The sequence below is a fragment of the Streptomyces jumonjinensis genome (assembly GCF_009600885.1).
Classification (GTDB): domain Bacteria; phylum Actinomycetota; class Actinomycetes; order Streptomycetales; family Streptomycetaceae; genus Streptomyces; species Streptomyces jumonjinensis.
Window position 1 is genome coordinate 1 of record NZ_VCLA01000054.1, and the last position, 20,384, is coordinate 20,384.

Consider the following 20,384-nt stretch of genomic DNA (forward strand, 5'->3'; position numbering starts at 1 on the left):
ATCAGGGGTCCCTTCTGAGCGGGTGCCCACCTGATTCATGACACTCCCAGGTGACGACTCGCCGCCGGTCCGGGTCATGCGTGGACGGCCCGCTGGCCGCGCATGCGGGTGGGCGGGGCCATGAGCAGGGTGCCGATCAGGGGGCGGTCGGTGACCGGGCCCGCGTGCTCCAGGTGCCAGCGGCTGAGGATGGCGGCCACGGCGATCGTGGCCTCGGTGACGCCGAAGACGTCGCCGATGCATTTGCGGCGGCCGACTCCGAAGCCGAAGAACGCCTGGCGCTGTACGGGTGTGACCTGCTCGGGGCTCCAGCGGTCGGGGACGAAGGCTTCCGGGTCCGGGAAGAGTTCCGGGTCGCGGTGGAGCGCGTAGGGGCTGTAGAACACGTCGGAGCCGGCGGGGATGTGGCCTTCGATCCAGCGGACGTCGGCGGTGGTGGATCTGCTGACGATCCATCCGGCCGGGTACAGGCGCACGGTCTCGGTGATGACCTGCTGGGTGTAGGGCAGGTCGGGGAGGTCGCTGTGGCCGGGCGGGCGTCCACCGAGTGTCCCGGTGATCTCCGCCAGTAGCTTCCGGCGGATGTGGGGGTGGCTGTCGAGCAGGCGCAGGAGCCATACGAGGGTGGCGGCGGTGGTCTCCACCCCGCCCATGAGGATGGTGACGACCTGGTCGTAGATCGCCTGCTGGGGGTCGTCCTCCTCCTCGCAGGCGGTGATCACCATGGAGAGCAGGTCCCCGTGGTCGGTGGTCGTCGCGCGGTAGTGGGTGACGACCTGGTCGAGGACGCGGCGGGTGAGCCGCATCTGGTGGTCGAACCGCCGGTTGACCGGCAGCGGGATACGGGGGAAGAGGCTGCCGGGGATCACCATGCGCCAGTACAGGCCCCGCAGGATCTCCGGGAGGGCACGGGCGATCTGCGCTGCCGCGGGTCTGGCCTCCACGGCCGAGATCAGGGTCCGGGAGGTGACCTTGGCGGTGATCCGGTGCATCTCCTCGTTGAGGCTGATGACCTGTCCGGGTTGCCAGGAGCCGGTGACCTCCGCGACGCACTCCTGCATGATCCCGGTGTACCGGGAGAGCTGGGCGGGGTGGAACGCGGGCTGCATCAGGGGGCGCTGGCGGGCGTGGTCGGCGGCCGGGCAGGTGGCGAGGCCGTTGCCGAGGAAGAGGCGGGACTTCTCGATGAGGGGTCCGCCCTTGTCGAAGAGCTTCTGGTCGGCGAGGTGGAGCCGGCGCACCAGGTCCGGCCGTGTCACCACATACGCGGTGCGGTTCCCCAGCCGGATGCGGACGACGGGGCCGTGGTCGCGCAGGTGGTGGAAGAAGGCCAGCGGATCGGGTGCGAGCCGGGGTACGTGTCCCAGGAGCGGCCAGGCGCCGGGGACGGTGGGGGACGGGGATACGGACGTTTCCATGCTGTCCTCGCGGAATGGTCGGACGGTACGCGAGCGTGACCACTGAGGCCGGCCTGCGGTACGTGTTCAGGCTGCACCGGGTCCGGTGGTTCGCGCGCGGGGGGTGATCGTCAGGTGGTGGGGGCGGACGGTGGTGCTGGCGACGGGTTTCACCGGGCGGCTGCGGTGGGGGTGCAGGTCCCAGCGGGCGGTGATCTCGGCGACGGTGAGGAGCATCGCCGTCCAGGAGAAGTTCTCGCCGAGGCACTGACGGCTGCCGAGGCCGAAGGGGAGATAGGACGAGCGGGGGACGGCGGGGGCGTCCGGGAGCCAGCGGTCGGGGTCGAAGCGCTGGGGGTCCGGGAAGACGGCCGGGTCGTGGTGGACGATGTACTGGCTGTAGGCGACGTTGGCGTGCGCGGGAATCAGGTAGCCGCCGAGGCCGACCGGTGCGGTGGTCCAGCGGGTGAAGAGATAGCCCGGCCCGTGGTGGCGCATCACCTCCGTCAGCACACAGCGGGTGTATTCCAGGGAGGCCAGCTCGACCGAGGAGGCCGGCCGGCCGCCGCACACCGTGTCCACCTCGCTCCGCACCCGCCGCTGGATGTCCGGGTTCCGGCTGATCTCGTGCAGCGCCCATGCGAGGGCGGTTCCCGGTGCTTCGCCGGTGGTGCCCAGCATGGTGACGGCCTCGTCCGCGATCTGGGCGTCGGTCATCCCCTCACCTGTGTCGGGGTCCCGGGCCGCCAGCATGGCCCGGAAGACCCCGCCCGCGGCCCCGGGGTTCTCCCGTCCTTCGCGGATGAGGGAGCCGATGATCTGCCGCAGCCGGGCCAGGGCCCGGTCGAACTCCCGGTTGGCGGTGACCATGACCCGGTTCGCCCAGGACGGTGCGACCGTCTTGCGCATGACCCCTTTCATCAGGGTCCGCAGCAGCCGGTAGAACTCCTCTTCCCTCGGCGCGGGGAGCGTGGGGCCGAAGAGGGTGGTCAGAAACGCGGCCACCATGACCCGGTCCATCTCGGCGGCGGCCTCGAACGGAACGCCCTCCCGCCAGCCGGAGACCCGCCCCCGGACGGCATCCCGCATCACGTCGGTATGAGCCGCGATGTACGACCGGTTGAACAACGGCTGGAGAATGCGCCGTTGGCGCCGGTGCCCCTCACCGTTGATCGTGCCGACTCCGCTCCCGAAGATCAGCGCGAGATTGTCGCCCATGCGGCCTCCGGTCTCGAAGTAACGGGATTCGGAGGTGAGCACTCGGCGCGTCAGTTCGGGATCGGTGACCACATAGATGGGCAGCGTGCCGATGTTGATACGGACGACGCCTCCGTAGGCACGGAGGGAGTCCAGGAATTCCAGGGTGTGACGCCACAGATGATAGGCGTGCCCCAGGGCCGGGAGATTTCCCCGGGCCACGGGAATCAGGCGCGGAGATTCCTGAGCGGTGGGCGACGTCATGATGCGGCCTCCTGCTCACGGGGGATGTTCTCGGTCGCGTAGCGGCCGGACTGTTCGGCCCAGTCGTAGTCGCCCCGCATGGCCGATCTCAGGGAGTCGGCGAAACGGCGGACCGATACACGCTGCGCCTCGGTAAGGCGGTAGCTGTCGCACAGGCCGGGCAGTCCGGCTTCGAGCACCAGGAACCGCTCCGTGCGGGAGCGGATCATCCGGCGCATCTCCTCGACGGCCTCGGCACGCGTGCACCGTCGCCGCCGTTCCAGGATGAGCAGCAGATTGTGGATCTCCCCGCGGGCCTCCTCCTTCTCCACGGAGCAGAGGTCGTTGTGGATGGTGTCCACCTCGGCCGCGATGTGCCGCATAGCGGTCAGCCGGCCGTCCGCGTACACGTACTCGGGAACCTCGAAGCGGCCGATCCGTTCCGCCAGATCCACCGTCGGATAGACGCCGATGGTCTCCCGGCGCAGCAGCAGATGCTCCTCGACCGTGGGCATGAGACCGCGCTGCCGGTGACGCGCCTCGATGACATACCCGGAGAGATAGGTGCGCCAGTGCTCCGCGGCGCGATGACGCCACTGCGGGAACATACCGTCGCAGCTCCGCCGCCACAGGTCGGAGAACGCCCGGGCCACGGGTGCATCGGAGGGTGCCGCCGGGCGCCCGAGGACCCGGGCGACACTCTCCACGAGTGCCCGCGCCCGGGCGGGGTCCTCACCCGCCGGGCCGTCGAACATGTCGTCGAACAGAAAGAACCAGCTCATCAGGTCAACCCCGAGATCGAGGTCGTCGCCGACCGCGTCGGGATAGAAGCGTGCCGCCAGCTCCGCGTAGCGGGCACCCGTATGCCTTCTGGCGGCCTCCTCGGTGCCAAGGAGGCCGTGCGACCGCGGCCAGTGAAGGTGCCGATCCCTTGCGCGGTCGACATCACGACTGATCCGGCACGGAAACGGAATATGAAGATCGATACCTCTGGGCACGGCTTCTTCCTCGCAGAGTGGTCGGGGCCGATCAGCTCCGGATGCTCCCCACGGACCCCCGTGCGCCGAACAGCGACCCCGCTCGTCCCGACGCCTTGCCCGCCGGTGACACCGGGTCCGTGAACGGCACGTCCGGGCGACGGAGTCCGGCGCCCGCAGCGGAAACCGGCTCCGTGCCGATGGAGCCCGAGGATCAAGGGAGAGGATTTCCCTCCGGGTGCTCGACGTCAGGACCACTCCCCGTGCCGGCGATATGCGCGCCACGGAATCAAGAGGTCCCTGAATCACCAGGACACAGATATTCGAATAGACATGCTCCATGCGTACGGATTGGTGAAGGGATTCTTCATGTAATGCGGCGCTTGCCGATTACGGGATACGGCTTGTCCAGGATGCACCGGACGCCGACCGCGGTACATGCTTGCCCGTCCTGATAAGTTGCGCGAGAGTCCTTCCATGGGTGCACCGCCGTATCTGGGATCGATCAGTCCTGACCCGCTCACCCACACCCTCAACGTCACCGGTGCGCGCTGCGTACTCGCTCGCGGTCTCACCGCCGGCGGGGACTGGGCCCTGCGGTTTCCGGCCCCCGGCAGGCTCAAGGTCCACGCCGTATCGCGCGGCGTCACCTGGCTGACCGTCGACGGCGATGAGCAACCCGTGTTGCTGAAGTCGGGGGATGTGGTCGCCTTCAGCGGAGGTCTGCCCTACGTCCTGGCCGCCGATCCGTCCGTGTCCCCGCAGGACGCACTGGCCCTGCTCGGGACCTCCCCCCACCTCTTCGCCCACGCCGGGGACAAGGACGTCACCGACGTCGTGTCCATCGGAGCCCACTTCGAACTGAACACCGCAGGCGAGGACTTGCTGCTCCGGGCGCTGCCACCGGTGATTCACCTGCCCCGGGACGGCGCGGAGGCATCGGCGCTGTGCTGGCTCCTCGAACAGGTGCTGCGCGAGATGAGCTCCGACCGCCCCGGTGGGAACAACGTGACCGAGCACCTCTCCCAGCTGGTCTTCGCCCACGTCCTGCGCGCCTATCTCGCCCGGAGCGAGTCCTATCCCGCCGGCTGGCTCCGGGCTCTCGCCGACGAACGCATCGCACCGGCCCTGCACCTGATGCACACCGATCCGGCCCGGCCCTGGCAGCTCGCCGAGCTCGCCCGTGCTGCGGCCATGTCCCGCAGCGCCTTCGCCGGAGCCTTCACCTCCGTCGCCGGCGTACCACCGCTCGCCTACCTCCACCAATGGCGTATGCGCCTGGCCGAACAAGCCCTGCTCCAGGAAGACACACCGGTCTCGGAGCTGGCACTCTCCCTCGGCTACGCCTCCGAGAGCACCTTCAGCCACGCCTTCAAACGGGAGACCGGAGTCGCCCCCAAACGCTTCCGGGACGCCGCCCGCGTGCCACGGGACCGCGACGAAGTCGAACGAGCGGTAGCCGCCGCCTTCAGAAGGGTGTACCAACCCGGCGGGGAACACTCGTCCAACCGGTGAAACACCCATCGGCCGCCGCAGGACCATACGGCATGGCAGAGGTGAGGGCTCCTCCCGAGACCTGAGGCCGGTACGCGTCTTCACCCCTGCTGCTCCTGTCCGGCCGAACCATGGCAGGGGACACCTGCGCCGTCGCGTTCTCGCCGAAAGTGGGACTACCGCCGCCGGATCGTGATGGTCTGCGGCAGCGTGTAGTCCAGCAGCCCTTCCTGGCCGCCTTCGGTTCCCAGACCGGACTGCTTGTGCCCGCCGAAGGTGACATGCGGGGAAAGGTGCTGGACCTCATTGATCCACACCGTGCCGGCCCGCAGCCGCCGCCCGACCGACGCGGCTGCCTCGGCGTCCGCCGACCAGACCGACGCGCCCAGACCGTACTCGCCGGCGTTGGCCCGCGCGACAGCGTCCTCGACGTCGTCGAACCTCAGCAGCGGCAGCACGGGGCCGAACTGCTCCTCCCGTACGATGCGCGCGTCGTCCGGCGGGTTGTCGACGAGCGTCAGTGGTACGAGATAGCCGGGCCCGTCCGCCGGGAATCCGCCGAGGAGGAGATCGTGGCCGGCCTGCCGGGAGTCGCGCAGCAGGTCCACCACGCGATCGTACTGACGGCGGTTCTGGACCGGGCCGAGCCGGACGCCCGGCTCGGTGCCGTCGCCGACGGTGACGGAGGCGGCGTAGGCGGCGAGGGCCCGCTTCAGCGGCTCGTGGACGTCCCGGTGGATGTAGAGGCGCTTGATGGCCAGGCACACCTGGCCCGAGTTGGCGAACGCGCCCCAGAACAACTTCGCGGCGACATCGTCCACATCGACGTCCGGGAACACGATCGCCGGATCGTTGCCGCCCAGCTCCAGCGTCACCCGCTTCAGACGCGGCGCCGCGCCGGCCATGACCCGGCGGCCGGTCGGCGTCGAGCCGGTGTAGCTGATCATGTCGATGCCGGGGTGGGAGGTGAGGCGCGGTCCGAGGCCGTCCTCGCCCGAGACGACGTTCAGTACGCCGGGCGGCAGCACACCGCGCAGGAGCTCGCCCACCTTGAGGGAGGTCAGCGGAGTGAACGGGGACGGCTTCCAGACCACGGTGCACCCGGCCAGCAGCGCCGGGCCGATCTTGAACGCCGCGTTCCCGATCGGGTAGTTCCACGGCACGATCGCGCCGACGACACCCACCGGCACATGCCGGGTGATCGAGAGCCGGTCGGGGCTGTCCTCGTTCACGGTCTCCGGCAGCGTCAGGGCGGCGGTCTCACGCAGCCACCAGCAGAAGCCCCTGATCTCGCCCGCGGCGTCGGCCAGGGGCTTGCCCTGCTCGGCCGTCAACAGCCGGGCCAGCGGACCGACACGGGTTTCGACGGCGTCGGCGACCGCCGACAGGAGTTTGCGGCGCATGTCGAACGGGGTCGCCGACCAAGCGGGGAGGGCGTTGCGGGCGGCCGAGACGGCCTGGTCGAGCTGCTCGTCGGAGCAGGACGGGGCGTGGGCGACGACGGATTCGTCGATCGGGTTGACGACCGGGCAGGTCGCCGGCGCGGCCACGGCCGCGCCGCCGATGGTGAGGGTGAGGGTGAAGCCGGTGGATTCCGTTTCGGGGATCGCGTTCATGACGTGCACTGTCGCCCCTTCCGGACAAGGGAGGAAGGCCGGTCCTTCCCAGGTGTGCGGCACCCAGGAAGACAGCCCCCGACCAGGCCCGGGGCGACGTACTCTGACCGGATGAGCGGTAACCATCTGGGAGAGTTCCTGCGCGCCCGCCGTTCCCTGCTCCATCCCCACGACGTCGGGCTGACCGCCACCGGTGCGCGGCGGGTCGCCGGACTGCGCCGCGAAGAGGTGGCCGTCCTGGCCGACGTCAGCGCCGACTACTACGCACGACTGGAGCAGGGCCGGGAGAGACACCCGTCGGGCCAGGTGATCGATGCCATCGCCCGCGCGCTGCGGCTGGAGGACGACGCCCACCGGCACGCCTACCGCCTGGCCGGCCTGACCCCGAAGACCGAGCCGCGCCCCGGTCCCCCTGATCAGGGCCGCGTCGACCCCGGCCTGATGCGGCTGATGGACGCCCTCCCCACCGCCGTCGCCTACATCGTCAACCGGCGGCTGGACATCCTCGCCTCCAACGCCCTCGCCGACGCGCTGCTGGCACCGCTGGCCGACCGGCACAGCATGGTCCGTACCCTGTTCCGCGACTCGGCCGCCCGGGAGCTGTTCGCCGACTGGCATGCGGTCGCCCGTGACACGGTCGAGGCGCTGCGGCTCGCCGCCGGGCACGACCGGCACGATCCCGAGATCAACACCCTGGTTGTCGAACTCCTCGCCGAGAGCGAGGAGTTCGCGACTCTCTGGCGCGACCACCGGGTCAGTGGACTGGGACGCAAGACCAAGGTGTTCAACCACCCGGACGTGGGGCGGATCACCCTCGCCTACCAGGCTTTCGAGGTCCAGGGAACACCAGGGCAGTATCTGCTGGCCGGAACCGCGGAGCCAGGGAGCGCAGACGCCGACTCTCTCGCGCTGCTCGGATCACTCCACACCGGCGGTCGGCAACGGCAGCGCCCGACCACGCGACCCACTACGACCTAGACGGACGGTGACCGGCCGCTTCGGGGCTCCTCGGCCCACAAGCGGCCGACCACGTGCTGTGCTGGGGAATGCGCCATGTCCTCGACCTCCCGATAGTGCTTGGCGAGCAGGCATCAGGATGGTCGGCATTCCCGATTTGGCCGTGCCGGAGGATTCGGATAGTGCGCGCTGCATGGTCGGGCCGTCCCACAGCAGGACGACGGCCCGACCGCCCCGCTATCGCGCCGCGTCAGGGTCCCGGTCCGGTCCGGTCCGTGCATCACGCCGGCCACATGGCGCACGGGATGGCTGACGGGAAAGAGTGTGACCCGGACCCGGTAGTCCATGAGGATCTCCTTGCGGGCCTGGGCATCAGGTGCTTTGCGCCGGCGGTCGGCGACGGTTTCGCCGGTGGGCCGCCGGATCATCCCGGGGGCGCGCTGCGGTTCTCGCTCCAGTGACGCCAGCTCGCTGCTGAGGGTCCCGTACCGCTCGCGGAACCACACCGCGTCGTCCGCGGCGTCGTAGAGGCCGGCCTCACGGTCGGCGCGCAGACGCTCGCGCATGGCCCGTACTTCGGCGATGCGTTCCGGGATGCCGTTGCCGGGGTCGAAGACGGTCTCGTAGATCAGGCCGTCGCCGAACTCCCGGAGGAACCATTCCTCTCCGTAGGCGTCGAGCTTCTCGGCCCAGATCAGGGGTGCGGGTCGGCAGTGCTGTGCGCTCAGCCATCCCTTGTTCCGGGCGGTGCAGACATAGCGGGGCGGCACATCGGCGGAGGTCTGGGGGTAGAGGCGGTTGCCGCACTGTCCGCAAAGGGCCACCGGCGTGACGCACTCGGGGTCGGCGAGCACCCGGCGGGCGACTTCGCGTATGACGGCCGAGGCGTGGGGGTGGAGGGCGATGTGGTCGATCTTGCCGCCCATGACGACGCGTACGTACTGGAAGCCGTACGAGGGCTTTCCCTTGGGACGGCCGACGGCCCTGGTCCTCACCATGGTGTCCCGGTTGCGGCGCTGGATGGCCCGCAGCTCCGCGGCGGCCACCAGGCCGTCGTACGGACCGCGTTCGTCCAGGAGCCATGGCCCGAGCTTCGGGCGGGTCATCGGATCCGCGGCACCCGAGACCTCCCATTCGTCGGCCCAGCCGATGATGTGCCCGCCGATCGAGGCGGCTGCGGCGAGCGCATCGGCGCGCTGCCGCTCCGGTGAGGTCGTGGCCGACTACATCCGGGACAGCCGGCGGACGCCGAGCAGGCACTTCCCGCAGCCTCCATAGGGTCGTTCGATCACATTCTGGTCCGTACCGCGCAACGTCTCTCCGTTTCGAACGCGCAGAGTACGGAGATTGGACGGCCGGTCCCAGGATGATCTTGATCAGCCGAGGAAGCTCAACCGCACTTGACGGTTGACATTGGAGATATTGGTGTCGACGAGGCATACCGACTGCCAGGTGCCGAGCTCCAGCCGTCCCCCGATCACCGGCAGCGTCGCGTGGGGCGGCAGGAAGGCCGGCAGGACGTGGTCGCGGCCGTGGCCGGGGGTGCCGTGGCGGTGTTGCCAGCGGTCGTCCGCCGGGAGGAGGGTGTGGAGGGCGGCGAGGAGGTCCTCGTCGCTGCCCGCGCCGGTCTCGATGACGGCGATGCCCGCGGTGGCGTGCGGGACGAAGACGTTGAGCAGGCCGTCGCGGCCCGCCGCCGTCGAGTGGAGGAAGCGTGCGCAGGCCTGGGTCAGATCGGTCACCGTCTCGTGGGAGCCGGTGGTGATGTCGAGCAGCTCGGTGCTGAAGGGTGCGGGCATGGGGTCATCCTCTCCTGCGATGGCCGGGGACCGTCGTCGTGTGGGCGGTGTCGTGGGTTCTGGGCGGTGTCCGCTGATGGGTTGCCGGGCAGACGGGACGGTCGATCATGGTTCAGCAATCCGCCCCGCCGGAGTCCGCGGCGGACGTCGTGATCATCGGTGGCGGGATCATCGGCGCGTCGACGGCCTTCCATCTGGCGGAGGCCGGGGCCGGGAGCGTTCTGGTGGTGGAGCGCGGCGAGGAGGCGTCGGGGTCGTCGGGGAAGCCGATCGGGGGGATCCGGGCGCAGTTCTCGGACCCGCTGAACATCGCTCTCGGGCAGCGGAGTCTGGAGGCGTGGCGGGCGTTCGCCCATCGCCCGGGTGCGGACATCGGCGTCGACTGCGCCGGGTATCTCTTCCTTCTCGGCAGTGAGGAGGAGGTCGCGACATGCGAGCGTGCCGTCGTCGTGCAGCGGGGGCTCGGGGTGCCCAGCAGGATCATCACCCCCCGTGAGGCCCATGAGCTCTGTCCGTACATCGATCCGGGTTCCCTGGTCGCCGCCGCGTACTCCCCCGCGGACGGGCACGCGCTGCCCCGGGCCGCGGTCCATGGCTATCTGCGGGCCGCGCGGCGGCTCGGGGTCAGGGTGCGGACGGGCTCCGCCGTCACCGGGATCGAGGTAGCGGACGGAAAGGTGCGGGCGGTGCACACCACCGCAGGGACCGTGCGGACCGGGGCTGTGGTGTGCGCCGCGGGGGCGTGGTCGGCGGAGATCGGGGCCATGGCCGGGGTGGAGTTGCCGGTGACGCCGCTGCGGCGGCAGATCGCGTTCACCGGGCCGCTCGCTCCCGCTCCGCCGAGGATCCCCTTCACCATCGACTTCGATTCGACGCTGTACTTCCACAACGACCGTGCGGGCGGGCTGCTTCTCGGCTTCTCCGATCCACTCCAGAAACCGGGTTTCGAACGGGAGTTCAGCCGTGAGTGGCTGACGCCGTTCCGCGCGGCGGCGCTCCGCAGAGCGCCCGCGCTCGCCTCGATGGAGGTGCGCGGCGGCTGGGCGGGGCTGTACGAGATGACTCCCGACCGCGACGCGCTCATCGGCCGGGCGCAGGAGGTGGACGGCTTCTGGTACGCCACGGGCTTCTCCGGGCATGGGTTTCTCCAGGCTCCCGCGGTCGGCGAGGTGATGCGCGATCTGTATCTGGGGAGGACGCCGTTCGTCGATGTCGGGCCGCTCTCCGCCGCGCGTTTCCGGGACGGCCCGGGCACGCGTACCGAGAACCACATCATCTGACCCCGGAGGAGACGAGCATGATCACGACCTGGGAACTGCGGGCGGCCTTCGCCCGCCGGCTCTCCGCTATGTACGGGGCCGAGGTCCCCGCGTACACCACGCTCGTGGAGGTGACCGCGCGGATCAACGAGGAGGTGATCCGCGGGGGCCGCGACGCCGGACGGCTCGGCGGGATCGAGCGGGTCACCGCCGAGCGGCACGGGGCCGTCCGGGTGGGCACCGCGAGGGAGCTGCGACAGGCCGCCCAGGTGTTCGCCGCTCTCGGTATGCACCCGGTGGGGTTCTACGATCTGCGGGAGGCCGCGGCCTCCGTTCCCGTGGTCTCGACCGCGTTCCGTCCGATCTCCGGCGGCGAGCTGGAGCGCAATCCCTTCCGGGTCTTCACCTCGATGCTCACCACGGCGGACCGGCGGTTCTTCGACAGGGATCTGGAGGCGCGGCTGGAGGCGTTCCTCGGGCGGCGTGAGCTGTTCCCGCGTGAGCTGCTGGAGCTGGCGGGGCGCGCGGAGCGGGACGAGGGGCTGGAGAAGTCCTCGGCGGAGCGTTTTCTCGCGCTGGCCGTCGCCGCGTTCGAGCTGTCCCCCGAGCCCGTGGACCACGGCTGGTACGGCGAGTTGGAGCGGGTCTCCTCCGTCGCCGCGGACATCGGCGGTGTCGCCAGCACCCATGTCAACCATCTGACGCCGCGGGTGCTGGACATCGACGAGCTCTACCGGCGGATGGGCGAGCACGGAATCACGATGATCGACGCGATCCAGGGACCGCCGCGCTGGGACGGTCCGGATGTGCTCCTCCGCCAGACCTCGTTCCGCGCACTGGCGGAGCCCCGGCGCTTCCGTGCGGCGGACGGCAGAGTGGTCGAGGGAGCCCTGCGGGTGCGGTTCGGGGAGGTCGAGGCGCGGGGGATCGCGCTCACCCGCGCGGGCCGCGCGCTCTACGACGAGCTGATCGGCGAGCCCGCTGAGGTGTGGGCCGGCCGGTTTCCGCGTACGGAGCGTCAGCTGGCCCTGGACGGGCTGGCGTACTTCCGCTACGAGGCGCGCGGGGATCGCCCGCGTGACGGACGGCGGCCCCCGGGTGATCTCGCCGGGCTGCTCGACGGCGGTTGGGTCGCCGCCCGGCCGATCGTCTACGAGGACTTTCTGCCGATCTCCGCCGCCGGGATCTTCCAGTCGAATCTCACCGGCCAGGGGACGCGCGACACCTCCGCCAGCGGCACGTACTACGACCGGCACACGCTCTCGGAGGTTCTGGAGCGCCCGGTGCACGACCCTTTCGAGCTGTACGCGGCTCAGCGGGACGGTTCCCTGCGGCAGGCCCTCGGGGCCATCGGACTCCCCAAGGACGCGACGTGACCGAAGGACCCACTGCGACCGGCGTCATCACCCTGCCCGACGACGACTCGCTGCGTTCGCCGGCGAGGGAGAGTCTCAGCGGCTGCGGTGTCCGGCTGCCCGAGGAGGGCGGCGTGGCCGTCGCCCGTACGCCCCTGACCGGCGGTGCGCTCCTCACCCTGTCCGCTGCCACGGCGGAGCAGGCCGATCGCGCGATCACCACGGCCGACGAGACCTTCCGCCGATGGCGCACCGTTCCCGCGCCCCGGCGCGGCGCGCTGGTCCGACGGCTCGGCGAACTCCTCTCCGAGCACCGGGAGCAGCTCGCCGATCTGGTCACCCTCGAAGCGGGCTAGATCCACTCCGAGGCGCTGGGCGAAGTGCAGGAGATGATCGATGTCTGCGAGTTCGCGGTCGGACCGTCCCGGCGGTCGTACGGACGGACCATGCCCAGCGAGCGGCCCGGTCACCGGCTGTCGGAGAGCCGGCATCCGCTGGGTGTGGCCGGGGTGATCTCCGCGTTCAACTTCCCGGTCGCCGTCTGGTCCTGGAACACGGCCATCGCGCTGGTCTGCGGCGACACCGTCGTCTGGAAGCCCTCGGAGCTCACTCCGCTCACCGCGCCGGCCTGTGACGCGCTGCTCGCGCGGGCTCGGCTACGGCGACACCGGATCGCCGGAGTCGTGCAGTGAGGCCGGTTCGCCCCGGCCGATGGTCATGGACCAGCGCACTCCGGAGGGAGCTTGGACGGAGACCGTGCCTTTCTTCTCCACTCCTCTGAGGGCGAGCTGGTTGTAGGTGGTCACCACTTCGCCGTCGACGCAGTCCAGTGGGAAGCTGGAGTTCACCGGTCTCACGGTGACCTTGATCGTCCCCTTGCCCTGGCATCGCACCAGGACGATCAGAGCGTCCCCTTTCCTTCCCTTGGCGAACTCGAAACTGCGACTTCCCTGTGTCTCGCCCTGGCGAGCGGCGACGGTCTCGTCTCCGTCCAGCTCAGGAAGTGGCAGAGCGGAGGGCCGCGCCGAGGCGGAGGAGACGACCGAGGTAGGGGATACCGACGCGGTGGGTTTCGGCGATGGAACGGATTCTCCCCCGTCCGAGCTGCCGGGCGCGCAGGCAAGGGCAAGAGGGAGAACGGCTGCCGGCAGAATCAGCCGGGCGTGGCAGCGGCGCGGCACTACTTGGTCTCCCAGACGTACCAGCCGATATAACGGGGAGAGTAGACAGTCGCGTTCTGCTTTGTTCCCTTAGTGCAGTTGAGGTAGACGTACTGGTTATAGCCCGCGGTCTTCAACCGGTAGACCCCGTAACGGGCATGAGTGGTGGTTCTGGGCGGGGCCTTGGTCACATATTTGTTGCCGACCCTGGCCGTGAGCTTCGCGGAGAGTTCCACGTTGTATTCCGCCTCGATCTCCGCCAGCACCACGGAAGCACCAGCCTTGAGCTTGCCGCTGACGGAAATGCCGACCTCGCCCGCCACCTCGGAAATGAACTCAGACCTGCCTGTGCGTCCCGTGGCGTTGTGGTTGGCCTGCGTCACACCTACGCCCTTGTGATGTCTCCCGGTGTACTTCTTGGTGGATTCCCATATCCAGCCCGGCAGGCACGGCTGGGCCGGGAGGCGGCCGGGGCCACCCGGCGGCTCCTCCTCCGGCGGCGGTGCCGGAGCCTCCCCGTCGACCACGTCTTCGAGGTCCGTCTCCTCCGGCGGAGCCGGGGGCTCGGTCTCGACCGGCGTCTCGACCGTAGGAGGAGTCGGGGCCTCCGCCAGGGCGGGGCTTCCGACCCCCAGCACGACTATCGCGAGACTCGGTGCCGTCAACAGGCACGCGATCTTGGGGACACGCAAAATGGAAATACCCCCCGGATAGTACGAGCGAGGGCTTCTCGCCCCGGCCCACAGGGTTTTGATCTTGCATCGAAATCAACTCCAGAACAAGATCATTTAGATATCCCTGAGGGGAACCTGATGTTCCACATACCGTGCGGCCCCCTCGGACGGAAGTCCGGGGAGCGTTGGGCGACGCCTCGCGACCTCGCCCGCCGCGGGTCGGCCCAGGGCCGACGGAAGACGGCTTCCAAGAGGGGGAAGATCCGCGGAGCCCCATGAGTTAGTAGAAGCGTGAACGATTCTGGGGTGCGGGAGACGGACGTGGTCGTCATCGGCGCCGGGCAGGCGGGGCTGTCCGGCGCCTACCATCTGCGGCGGGCCGGTCTGGTCCCGGGCCGCGACTTCGTGGTGCTCGATCACTCGCCGCGTCCGGGCGGGGCCTGGCAGTTCCGCTGGCCCTCGCTGACGTACGGCAAGGTGCATGGCATGCACGCGCTGCCCGGCATGGAGCTGACCGGAGCCGATGGTTCCAGGCCGTCCTCCGAGGTGATCGGGGAGTACTTCGCCGCCTATGAGGAGCGTTTCGGGCTGCGGGTCCACCGGCCCGTCGATGTGGCCGCGGTGCGTGAGGGCGACGGCGGGCGGCTGCTCGTGGAGACCTCGGAGGGGGACTGGTCGGCGCGGGCGCTGATCAACGCCACCGGCACCTGGGACCGGCCCTTCTGGCCGCGCTATCCGGGGCAGGAGACCTTCCGCGGCCGTCAGCTGCACACCGCCGGGTATCCGGGGCCGGAGGGATTCGCCGGACAGCGGGTGATCGTGGTCGGCGGCGGGGCGTCCGGCACCCAGCATCTGATGGAGATCGCCCCCTACGCGGCGGAGACCACCTGGGTGACCCGCAGGCCCCCGGTCTTCGTGGACGGCGTCTTCGACGAGGGCGCCGGGCGCGAGGCCGTCGCCCGGGTGGCGGAGCGGGTACGCCGGGGGCTGCCGCCGGAGAGCGTGGTCTCGGTCACCGGGCTGCCCCTGAACGACGCGGTCAGGCGCGCTCGCGAGCAGGGGGTGCTGGACCGGTTGCCGATGTTCGACCGGATCACCCCGACCGGGGCCGTCTGGGACGACGGGCGGGCGGTGGAGGCCGATGTGATCCTGTGGGCGACCGGCTTCCGGGCGGTGATCGACCATCTCGCGCCGCTGCGGCTGCGCGAGAGCGGCGGCGGCATCCGGATGGAGGGGACCCGCGCCGTACACGACGAGCGGATCCATCTGGTGGGGTACGGGCCCTCCGCGTCGACCATCGGGGCCAATCGGGCCGGGCGGGCCGCCGTACGCGAGATCGAGCGGCTGCTGGAGCGTGAGCCGACGCCGACGCCGATCAGGGGCGAGCCCGCGTCCGTGAGCGAGTCCGCGTCCGTGGGTGGGCCCGTGCTCGTCGGCGGCCGGTAGCCGGATGCCCCCGGCGTACGGAAGCCGGGGCCGGACCGCGTCAGCCAGTAGCCGGGGTCGTCACCTCGCCGTCCCGGCGCACCAGGGCCGCGTACCGCCCGTCCAGTGCGAGCAGCTCCTCATGGGTGCCGCGCTCGGCCGGGCGGCCCGACTCCAGCACTACGATCTCGTCCGCGTCCCGGACGGTGGAGAGCCGGTGGGCGATGGTGATGGTGGTGCGGCCCGCGGAGAGGGCGTCGATGGCCTCCTGCACGGCGTGCTCGGTGTGGGTGTCCAGTGCGCTGGTCGCCTCGTCGAGAATGAGGACCGGCGGATCGCGCAGGATGGTGCGGGCGATGGCCAGCCGCTGCTTCTCGCCCCCGGAGAAGCGGTAGCCGCGCTCGCCCACCAGGGTGTCGTAGCCGTCGGGCAGCGAGGCGATATGGCCGTGGATCTGTGCGGCGCGCGCCGCCGCCTCGATCTCCGCGTCGGTGGCGTCGGGTTTGGCGAAGCGCAGATTCTCGGCGACGGACGCATGGAAGAGATAGGTCTCCTGGGAGACCACCCCCACGGCCCGCGCCAGGGTGTCGAAGTCCAGGTCGCGTACGTCGACGCCGTCGATCGTGACCCGGCCGCCGGTGACGTCGTACAGCCGGGGCACCAGATAGCTGAGGGTGGACTTCCCCGAGCCGGTCGCGCCGACCACCGCGAGGCTGCCGCCCGCCGGGACGGTCAGATCGACGCCGTCGAGAGTGCGGCGTGCCTGCTCCGCGTCGTACGCGAAGTCGACGCCCTCGAAGCGGATCTCGCCCCGGATCCGGTCCAGCCGGACCGGCCGCTCGGGCTCGGTGATGTCCACGGTGAGATCGAGATACTCGAAGACCCGCTGGAAGAGCGCGAGCGAGGTCTGTACGTCGACTCCGGTGGACAGCAGACTCACGGCGGGCCGGAAGAGCCCCTGCTGGAGGGTGACGAAGGCGACCAGGGTGCCGAGGGAGACGGCGGGCCCGCCGCTCTGGAGGGCGAGTCCCGCGGCCCAGTAGATCAGGGCGGGCATGGCGGCCATCACGATGCCGATGACGGACATCCGCCAGCGGCCCGCCATGCTGGAGCGCACTTCGAGGTCGACCAGCCGCTCCGATTCCTCGGCGAAGGACCGGGTGAGCGAGTCGGAGCGGCCCATGGTGCGGCCGAGCAGAATGCCGCTGACCGAGAGCGACTCGGTGACCGTGGCGGCCATCACCGCCAGCTGCTTCTGGCGCTGGGTCGTGATCCGCTTGCGTTCGCGGCCGACCCGGCGGCTGATCCAGACGAACAGCGGCAGCAGAAGCAGCGAGACGACGGTCAGCCGCCAGTCCAGCGCGAGCATCGCGACCACGGTGGCGATCACGGCCGTGAAATTGGAGACCAGGGAGGTCGCCGTGGAGGTCACGGTCGCCTGCATGCCGCCGATGTCGTTGGCGATACGCGACTGGACCTCTCCGGTGCGGGTCCTGGTGAAGAATGCGAGCGGCATACGCTGAAGCCGCGCGTAGACCGCGGTGCGCAGATCGTGCATGACGCGCTGGCCGACGGTGGTGGAGAGATACGTCTGGAGCACGCCGAAGACGCCGTTGAGCACGGCGGTGAGGATCATGCCGAGCGCGAGCAGGCTGAGCAGCCCGGTGCGGCCCTCGGGGATCGCGGTGTCGAGGATCTCGCGCAGCAGGAACGGTGAGGCCACGGAGACCAGCGAGGCCGCTCCGACGAGCAGGCCGACGACGGCCAGGCGACCGCGGTAGGGGCGGAAGAGCCGCAGGATCCGCCCCAGCTGGGCGGGGGGCCGGTCCGGTCCTCCGGGAGGGGGTGTCCAGTCGATCGATTCGGGGCGCATGGGCTCCTTCACGGGTAGTCGGTACATCGATGAAGCCACGCGGGCCGGCGGTCGCGCGAGTCGAATACGGGACCCCGGACGGGACCGCCCGGGCGGCACCCCCGGACGGGACCCCCGGACGGCGAGGCTTCTGGACCGCCGGCCCCGGGGCCTCGCGGCCTGGGCCCTGGGTCTGGGCCTCGGCCGCCGGGCTCCCCGGCGGCCGGAGCGCGGAACACCCCAGGACCCGGGAGCCCCGGGCGTACAGCGATGTTCTTTCCTGAGCATAGCCAACTGTTACCTACGCTCACAATGAATGAGGTCCTGATATTATTCCCGTATGACCGCATCCGACGCCGACGGGCTGCTGGCCGAGCGGCTGCTGCGGCTGAGCCGCCGGCTCCACCGCAGCCTGCAGCGGCAGCTCCACTCCGCCGACATCGCGATCACCCCCGCTCAGTCCCGGTTGCTGCGCGTCCTGGCGCAGTACGAAGCCCCGCCCCGGATGGCCGATCTCGCCGCCCGTCTCGAAGTGGTCCCGCGTGCCGTGACCAGCCTTGTGGACGCTCTGGAGGCCGACGGCCGGGTCCGCCGGGCACCCGATCCGGACAGCCGCAGAGCGATCCGGATCGAGCTGACCGACGCCGGCCGCGCGGCCCTGCGCGCTCTGCGCACCGCGCGCCGGGCCGCGGCGGAGGACATCCTCGCCCCCCTCGCGCCGGAGCAGCGCGAGATGTTCGGCGAGCTGCTGTCCGCCCTGGTCGACGAGGCGCCGCCGCCGCACTGCTGAGCACGGCGACGCGACCGCCGTGTCCCCGCCCGCCGCTGTCCCCGTCCCCGCGCCCTGCACCGCCCCCCCTCGCGGGCCGGGCCGGATTCCGACGCCCAAGGAGCCCTTAAGCCCCGCTTGTCAGGCTCGCTCCGTCGTCCGCCGGCCGGTCCGGCGGCCCGCGCCGGACCGGCCGGCGATTCCGGAAAGCGTCTGTGAAACGGAGACACGATGGCCACGGCTGCGCGCACCCCCGTGGGCGAGGGGACCGGACCACTGGACCGGTTACGCGCCCTCCACCGCGAAGGACGCCTCGCCCACGCGTACCCCGAGGTGCCCGGCCTGCTGGCCGAGCTGGCGTCCACGGGCGATCCCGCCGGGCCGCCCGCGCCCGACCTCGTCCGGGCCGGGCAGCTGCTCGCCCGGCTCGACCCCGGAGAGGTGCTGGCCGAGCACCCGGGCACCGATGTGTTCACCGTCGCGGTCACCGGCCACTCCACCCTCAGCGGGCTCACCGCCCCCCTCACCGCCGAACTCGCCCGCCACGGGCTGCTCCTCAGAGCGCACTCCGGCGACTTCGGCTCCTGGTTCCGCGATCTCCAGGACACCGGCAGCGAGCTGTACGCCGCCGGGGCCGACCTCGCGCTCTGCGTGCTCGACGCCCATGTGGTCTTCGACGAGCTGCCGCACCCCTGGCTGGTGGCGGACGTGGAACGGGTCGCCGCCGCCAAGCTGGCCCTGATCGGCTCGCTCGCCGAGCGCTATGTCGCACACGGCGGCGGCACCCTGGTCCTCAACACCCTGCCCCTCCAGCGGTCCCATGCCCGCCGTCTGGTCGACGCCGGATCCCGGGCCCGGCTCGGCATCGTCTGGCGCGAGTTCAACGCGGGCCTGCTGCGGCTCGCCGCCGCCCATGACCGGGTCCATGTCATCGACCTCGATCCCCTGGCGGCCTCCTGCGGCCCGGTCAGCGAGCCGAGGCTCGCCGCCTACGCCAAGGTGCTCCTCGGCGACGAGCTGCTCTCCTGCTACGCGCGCGAGATCGGGCATCTCGCCCGGGGGCTGCGCGGACGCGCCAAGAAGGTGCTGGTCGTCGATCTGGACAACACCCTGTGGGACGGCATCCTCGGCGACGACGGGGCCGAGGGCATCGCCGCGGCCACCACCTACCGGGGCGAGGCGTTCGGCCGCTTCCAGAAGGCGGTCGGACAGCTCGGCGCACAGGGCGTACTGCTCGCGGTGTGCAGCAAGAACGACCGGGAGCCGGTGCTCAAGGTGCTGCGCGACCACCCCGACATGGCGTTGCGCGAGAGCGACTTCGTACGGATCAACGCCAACTGGGACCCCAAGGACGGCAATCTGCTGGACATCGCCCAGCGGCTCAACCTCGGGGTGGACAGTCTCGTCTTCGCCGACGACTCGGCGTTCGAGTGCGGGCTCGTCGCCCGGAGCTTGCCGGCCGTCGCCGTGGTGCGGCTGGACGACGAGCCCGCGCTGCATGTCGAGAGGCTGCTCGCGGACGGCTGGTTCGATGTGCCCGAGCTGACGGCGGAGGACCGCGTCCGCGCGGAGCAGTACCGTACCGACGCCGCCCGGCAGGACCTCCAGGAGAGCGCGGGCTCGATGGAGGAGTACCTCGCGGGCCTGGGGGTCAGGGTCTCCTTCTCCCCCGTACGGGAGCACGAGATCGCCCGGGTCTCCCAGGTGACGCTGCGCACCAATCAGTTCAACCTCACCACCGAGCGCCTTCAACAGGCCGATGTACGGGCCCTGCTGGACTCGCCCGGACGGCTGGTGCTGGCCATCCGCTCCGCCGACCGGTTCGGGGAGAACGGCCTCGTCGGGGCGGTGCTGATCTCCATCGACGAGGGCGGCGGCAGCTGGCGGATCGACAACGCCCTGCTCAGCTGCCGGGTGTTCGCCCGGGGCATCGAGCAGGCGTGTCTGGCGGCCGTGCTCCGGCAGGCCCGCGACTCGGGGGCGGCCGAGGTGCACGCCCGCTACCGGCCCACGGCCAAGAACCGCCGGGTGCGCGGCCTGTATCCGTCCCTGGGGTTCGCCGAGACCGGCGAGGGGGGCGACGGGACCGTCTCGTTCCGCCATCATCTGGCGGAGGAGAGCCTGCCGGGCGTGCCGGCGCACATCGAACTGACGGCGGAGTTCACCGCGCGGCAGGACTGAGACACCAGACGCACAGGAGAGGGCGGAGG

General features: G+C 70.7%; 16 protein-coding genes and 1 pseudogene. 8 read left to right on the forward strand and 9 right to left on the reverse strand.

Features of this window, described 5'->3' with window-relative positions:
- Positions 1–74: 74 nt before the first annotated feature.
- The 3 genes from FF041_RS06725 to FF041_RS40015 all read right to left on the reverse strand — a co-directional run bounded on the left by FF041_RS06725 (position 75) and on the right by FF041_RS40015 (position 3,619).
- Complete coding sequence (locus FF041_RS06725) at positions 75–1,418, reverse strand: cytochrome P450 (protein WP_153521452.1); 1,344 nt, start codon at positions 1,416–1,418, stop codon at positions 75–77.
- Positions 1,419–1,484: 66 nt separating this feature from the next.
- Positions 1,485–2,858, reverse strand: a complete 1,374-nt coding sequence (locus tag FF041_RS06730) for a cytochrome P450 (RefSeq protein WP_153521453.1) — start codon at positions 2,856–2,858, stop codon at positions 1,485–1,487.
- The gene (locus FF041_RS40015) at positions 2,855–3,619 is read right to left on the reverse strand and encodes a terpene synthase family protein (RefSeq protein WP_267133177.1); all 765 of its coding nucleotides are present in this window, start codon (positions 3,617–3,619) and stop codon (positions 2,855–2,857) included. The genes FF041_RS06730 and FF041_RS40015 overlap by 4 nt, the downstream gene beginning before the upstream one ends.
- A 672-nt stretch (positions 3,620–4,291) precedes the next feature.
- On the opposite strand from FF041_RS40015, the gene FF041_RS06740 reads away from it, so the two are divergent.
- Entirely contained in the window at positions 4,292–5,329 is a 1,038-nt protein-coding gene (locus FF041_RS06740; RefSeq protein ID WP_153521455.1) for an AraC family transcriptional regulator, read from the forward strand.
- 155 nt (positions 5,330–5,484) lie between these two features.
- Here the strand turns inward: FF041_RS06740 and FF041_RS06745 are convergent, their stop codons facing one another.
- Positions 5,485–6,924, reverse strand: coding sequence for an aldehyde dehydrogenase family protein (locus tag FF041_RS06745; protein WP_153521456.1), 1,440 nt, complete (start codon positions 6,922–6,924; stop codon positions 5,485–5,487).
- A gap of 111 nt (positions 6,925–7,035) precedes the next feature.
- On the opposite strand from FF041_RS06745, the gene FF041_RS06750 reads away from it, so the two are divergent.
- Positions 7,036–7,902 (forward strand): helix-turn-helix transcriptional regulator, encoded by an 867-nt coding sequence (locus FF041_RS06750; RefSeq protein ID WP_153521457.1) that lies wholly within the window; start codon positions 7,036–7,038, stop codon positions 7,900–7,902.
- Between the two features lie 113 nt (positions 7,903–8,015).
- On the opposite strand, the gene FF041_RS38825 is transcribed toward FF041_RS06750, so the two are convergent.
- Both FF041_RS38825 and FF041_RS06760 read right to left on the reverse strand, forming a co-directional pair.
- The gene (locus FF041_RS38825) at positions 8,016–8,987 is read right to left on the reverse strand and encodes a zinc ribbon domain-containing protein (RefSeq protein WP_228388053.1); all 972 of its coding nucleotides are present in this window, start codon (positions 8,985–8,987) and stop codon (positions 8,016–8,018) included.
- Between the two features lie 270 nt (positions 8,988–9,257).
- On the reverse strand, positions 9,258–9,680 hold the full coding sequence (locus FF041_RS06760; RefSeq protein WP_153521458.1) for a YjbQ family protein: 423 nt from the start codon (positions 9,678–9,680) through the stop codon (positions 9,258–9,260).
- 107 nt (positions 9,681–9,787) lie between these two features.
- On the opposite strand from FF041_RS06760, the gene FF041_RS06765 reads away from it, so the two are divergent.
- The 3 genes and pseudogenes from FF041_RS06765 to FF041_RS06775 form a co-directional block, all read left to right on the forward strand.
- On the forward strand, positions 9,788–10,960 hold the full coding sequence (locus FF041_RS06765; protein WP_153521459.1) for an NAD(P)/FAD-dependent oxidoreductase: 1,173 nt from the start codon (positions 9,788–9,790) through the stop codon (positions 10,958–10,960).
- A 17-nt stretch (positions 10,961–10,977) separates the two neighbouring features.
- Positions 10,978–12,315 (forward strand): 2-oxoadipate dioxygenase/decarboxylase, encoded by a 1,338-nt coding sequence (gene hglS / locus FF041_RS06770; RefSeq protein WP_153521460.1) that lies wholly within the window; start codon positions 10,978–10,980, stop codon positions 12,313–12,315.
- Positions 12,312–12,947 (forward strand): annotated as a pseudogene (locus tag FF041_RS06775) (aldehyde dehydrogenase family protein); the annotation flags it as partial. The gene hglS and the pseudogene FF041_RS06775, both read left to right, overlap by 4 nt.
- A gap of 3 nt (positions 12,948–12,950) precedes the next feature.
- Here FF041_RS06775 and FF041_RS06780 read toward each other — a convergent pair.
- Both FF041_RS06780 and FF041_RS06785 read right to left on the reverse strand, forming a co-directional pair.
- A complete protein-coding gene (locus FF041_RS06780) occupies positions 12,951–13,142 on the reverse strand; it encodes a hypothetical protein (RefSeq protein WP_228388054.1) in 192 nt (63 codons plus the stop codon).
- Positions 13,143–13,474: 332 nt separating this feature from the next.
- Positions 13,475–14,119 (reverse strand): hypothetical protein, encoded by a 645-nt coding sequence (locus FF041_RS06785; RefSeq protein WP_153521461.1) that lies wholly within the window; start codon positions 14,117–14,119, stop codon positions 13,475–13,477.
- A 300-nt stretch (positions 14,120–14,419) separates the two neighbouring features.
- Between FF041_RS06785 and FF041_RS06790 the strand changes: the two genes are divergently transcribed.
- Positions 14,420–15,574, forward strand: coding sequence for an NAD(P)-binding domain-containing protein (locus tag FF041_RS06790; RefSeq protein ID WP_323391384.1), 1,155 nt, complete (start codon positions 14,420–14,422; stop codon positions 15,572–15,574).
- A 40-nt stretch (positions 15,575–15,614) separates the two neighbouring features.
- Here the strand turns inward: FF041_RS06790 and FF041_RS06795 are convergent, their stop codons facing one another.
- Entirely contained in the window at positions 15,615–17,426 is a 1,812-nt protein-coding gene (locus tag FF041_RS06795; RefSeq protein WP_153521462.1) for an ABC transporter ATP-binding protein, read from the reverse strand.
- A gap of 319 nt (positions 17,427–17,745) precedes the next feature.
- On the opposite strand from FF041_RS06795, the gene FF041_RS06800 reads away from it, so the two are divergent.
- A complete protein-coding gene (locus tag FF041_RS06800) occupies positions 17,746–18,195 on the forward strand; it encodes a MarR family winged helix-turn-helix transcriptional regulator (protein WP_153521463.1) in 450 nt (149 codons plus the stop codon).
- A 210-nt stretch (positions 18,196–18,405) separates the two neighbouring features.
- Positions 18,406–20,355 carry an HAD-IIIC family phosphatase gene (locus FF041_RS06805; RefSeq protein ID WP_153521464.1) on the forward strand — a complete coding sequence of 650 codons (1,950 nt, stop codon included), beginning with the start codon at positions 18,406–18,408 and terminating at the stop codon, positions 20,353–20,355.
- Positions 20,356–20,384 lie beyond the last annotated feature (29 nt).

Bases quoted from the DNA above. Each gene is read 5' to 3' on its own strand.
- FF041_RS06725 (WP_153521452.1), bottom strand. From the start codon at position 1,418: ATGGAAACGTCCGTATCCCCGTCCCCCACCGTCCCCGGCGCCTGGCCG.
- FF041_RS06730 (WP_153521453.1), bottom strand. From the start codon at position 2,858: ATGACGTCGCCCACCGCTCAGGAATCTCCGCGCCTGATTCCCGTGGCC.
- FF041_RS40015 (WP_267133177.1), bottom strand. From the start codon at position 3,619: ATGAGCTGGTTCTTTCTGTTCGACGACATGTTCGACGGCCCGGCGGGT.
- FF041_RS06740 (WP_153521455.1), top strand. From the start codon at position 4,292: ATGGGTGCACCGCCGTATCTGGGATCGATCAGTCCTGACCCGCTCACC.
- FF041_RS06745 (WP_153521456.1), bottom strand. From the start codon at position 6,924: ATGAACGCGATCCCCGAAACGGAATCCACCGGCTTCACCCTCACCCTC.
- FF041_RS06750 (WP_153521457.1), top strand. From the start codon at position 7,036: ATGAGCGGTAACCATCTGGGAGAGTTCCTGCGCGCCCGCCGTTCCCTG.
- FF041_RS38825 (WP_228388053.1), bottom strand. From the start codon at position 8,987: ATGACCCGCCCGAAGCTCGGGCCATGGCTCCTGGACGAACGCGGTCCG.
- FF041_RS06760 (WP_153521458.1), bottom strand. From the start codon at position 9,680: ATGCCCGCACCCTTCAGCACCGAGCTGCTCGACATCACCACCGGCTCC.
- FF041_RS06765 (WP_153521459.1), top strand. From the start codon at position 9,788: ATGGTTCAGCAATCCGCCCCGCCGGAGTCCGCGGCGGACGTCGTGATC.
- hglS (WP_153521460.1), top strand. From the start codon at position 10,978: ATGATCACGACCTGGGAACTGCGGGCGGCCTTCGCCCGCCGGCTCTCC.
- FF041_RS06795 (WP_153521462.1), bottom strand. From the start codon at position 17,426: ATGCGCCCCGAATCGATCGACTGGACACCCCCTCCCGGAGGACCGGAC.
- FF041_RS06800 (WP_153521463.1), top strand. From the start codon at position 17,746: ATGACCGCATCCGACGCCGACGGGCTGCTGGCCGAGCGGCTGCTGCGG.
- FF041_RS06805 (WP_153521464.1), top strand. From the start codon at position 18,406: ATGGCCACGGCTGCGCGCACCCCCGTGGGCGAGGGGACCGGACCACTG.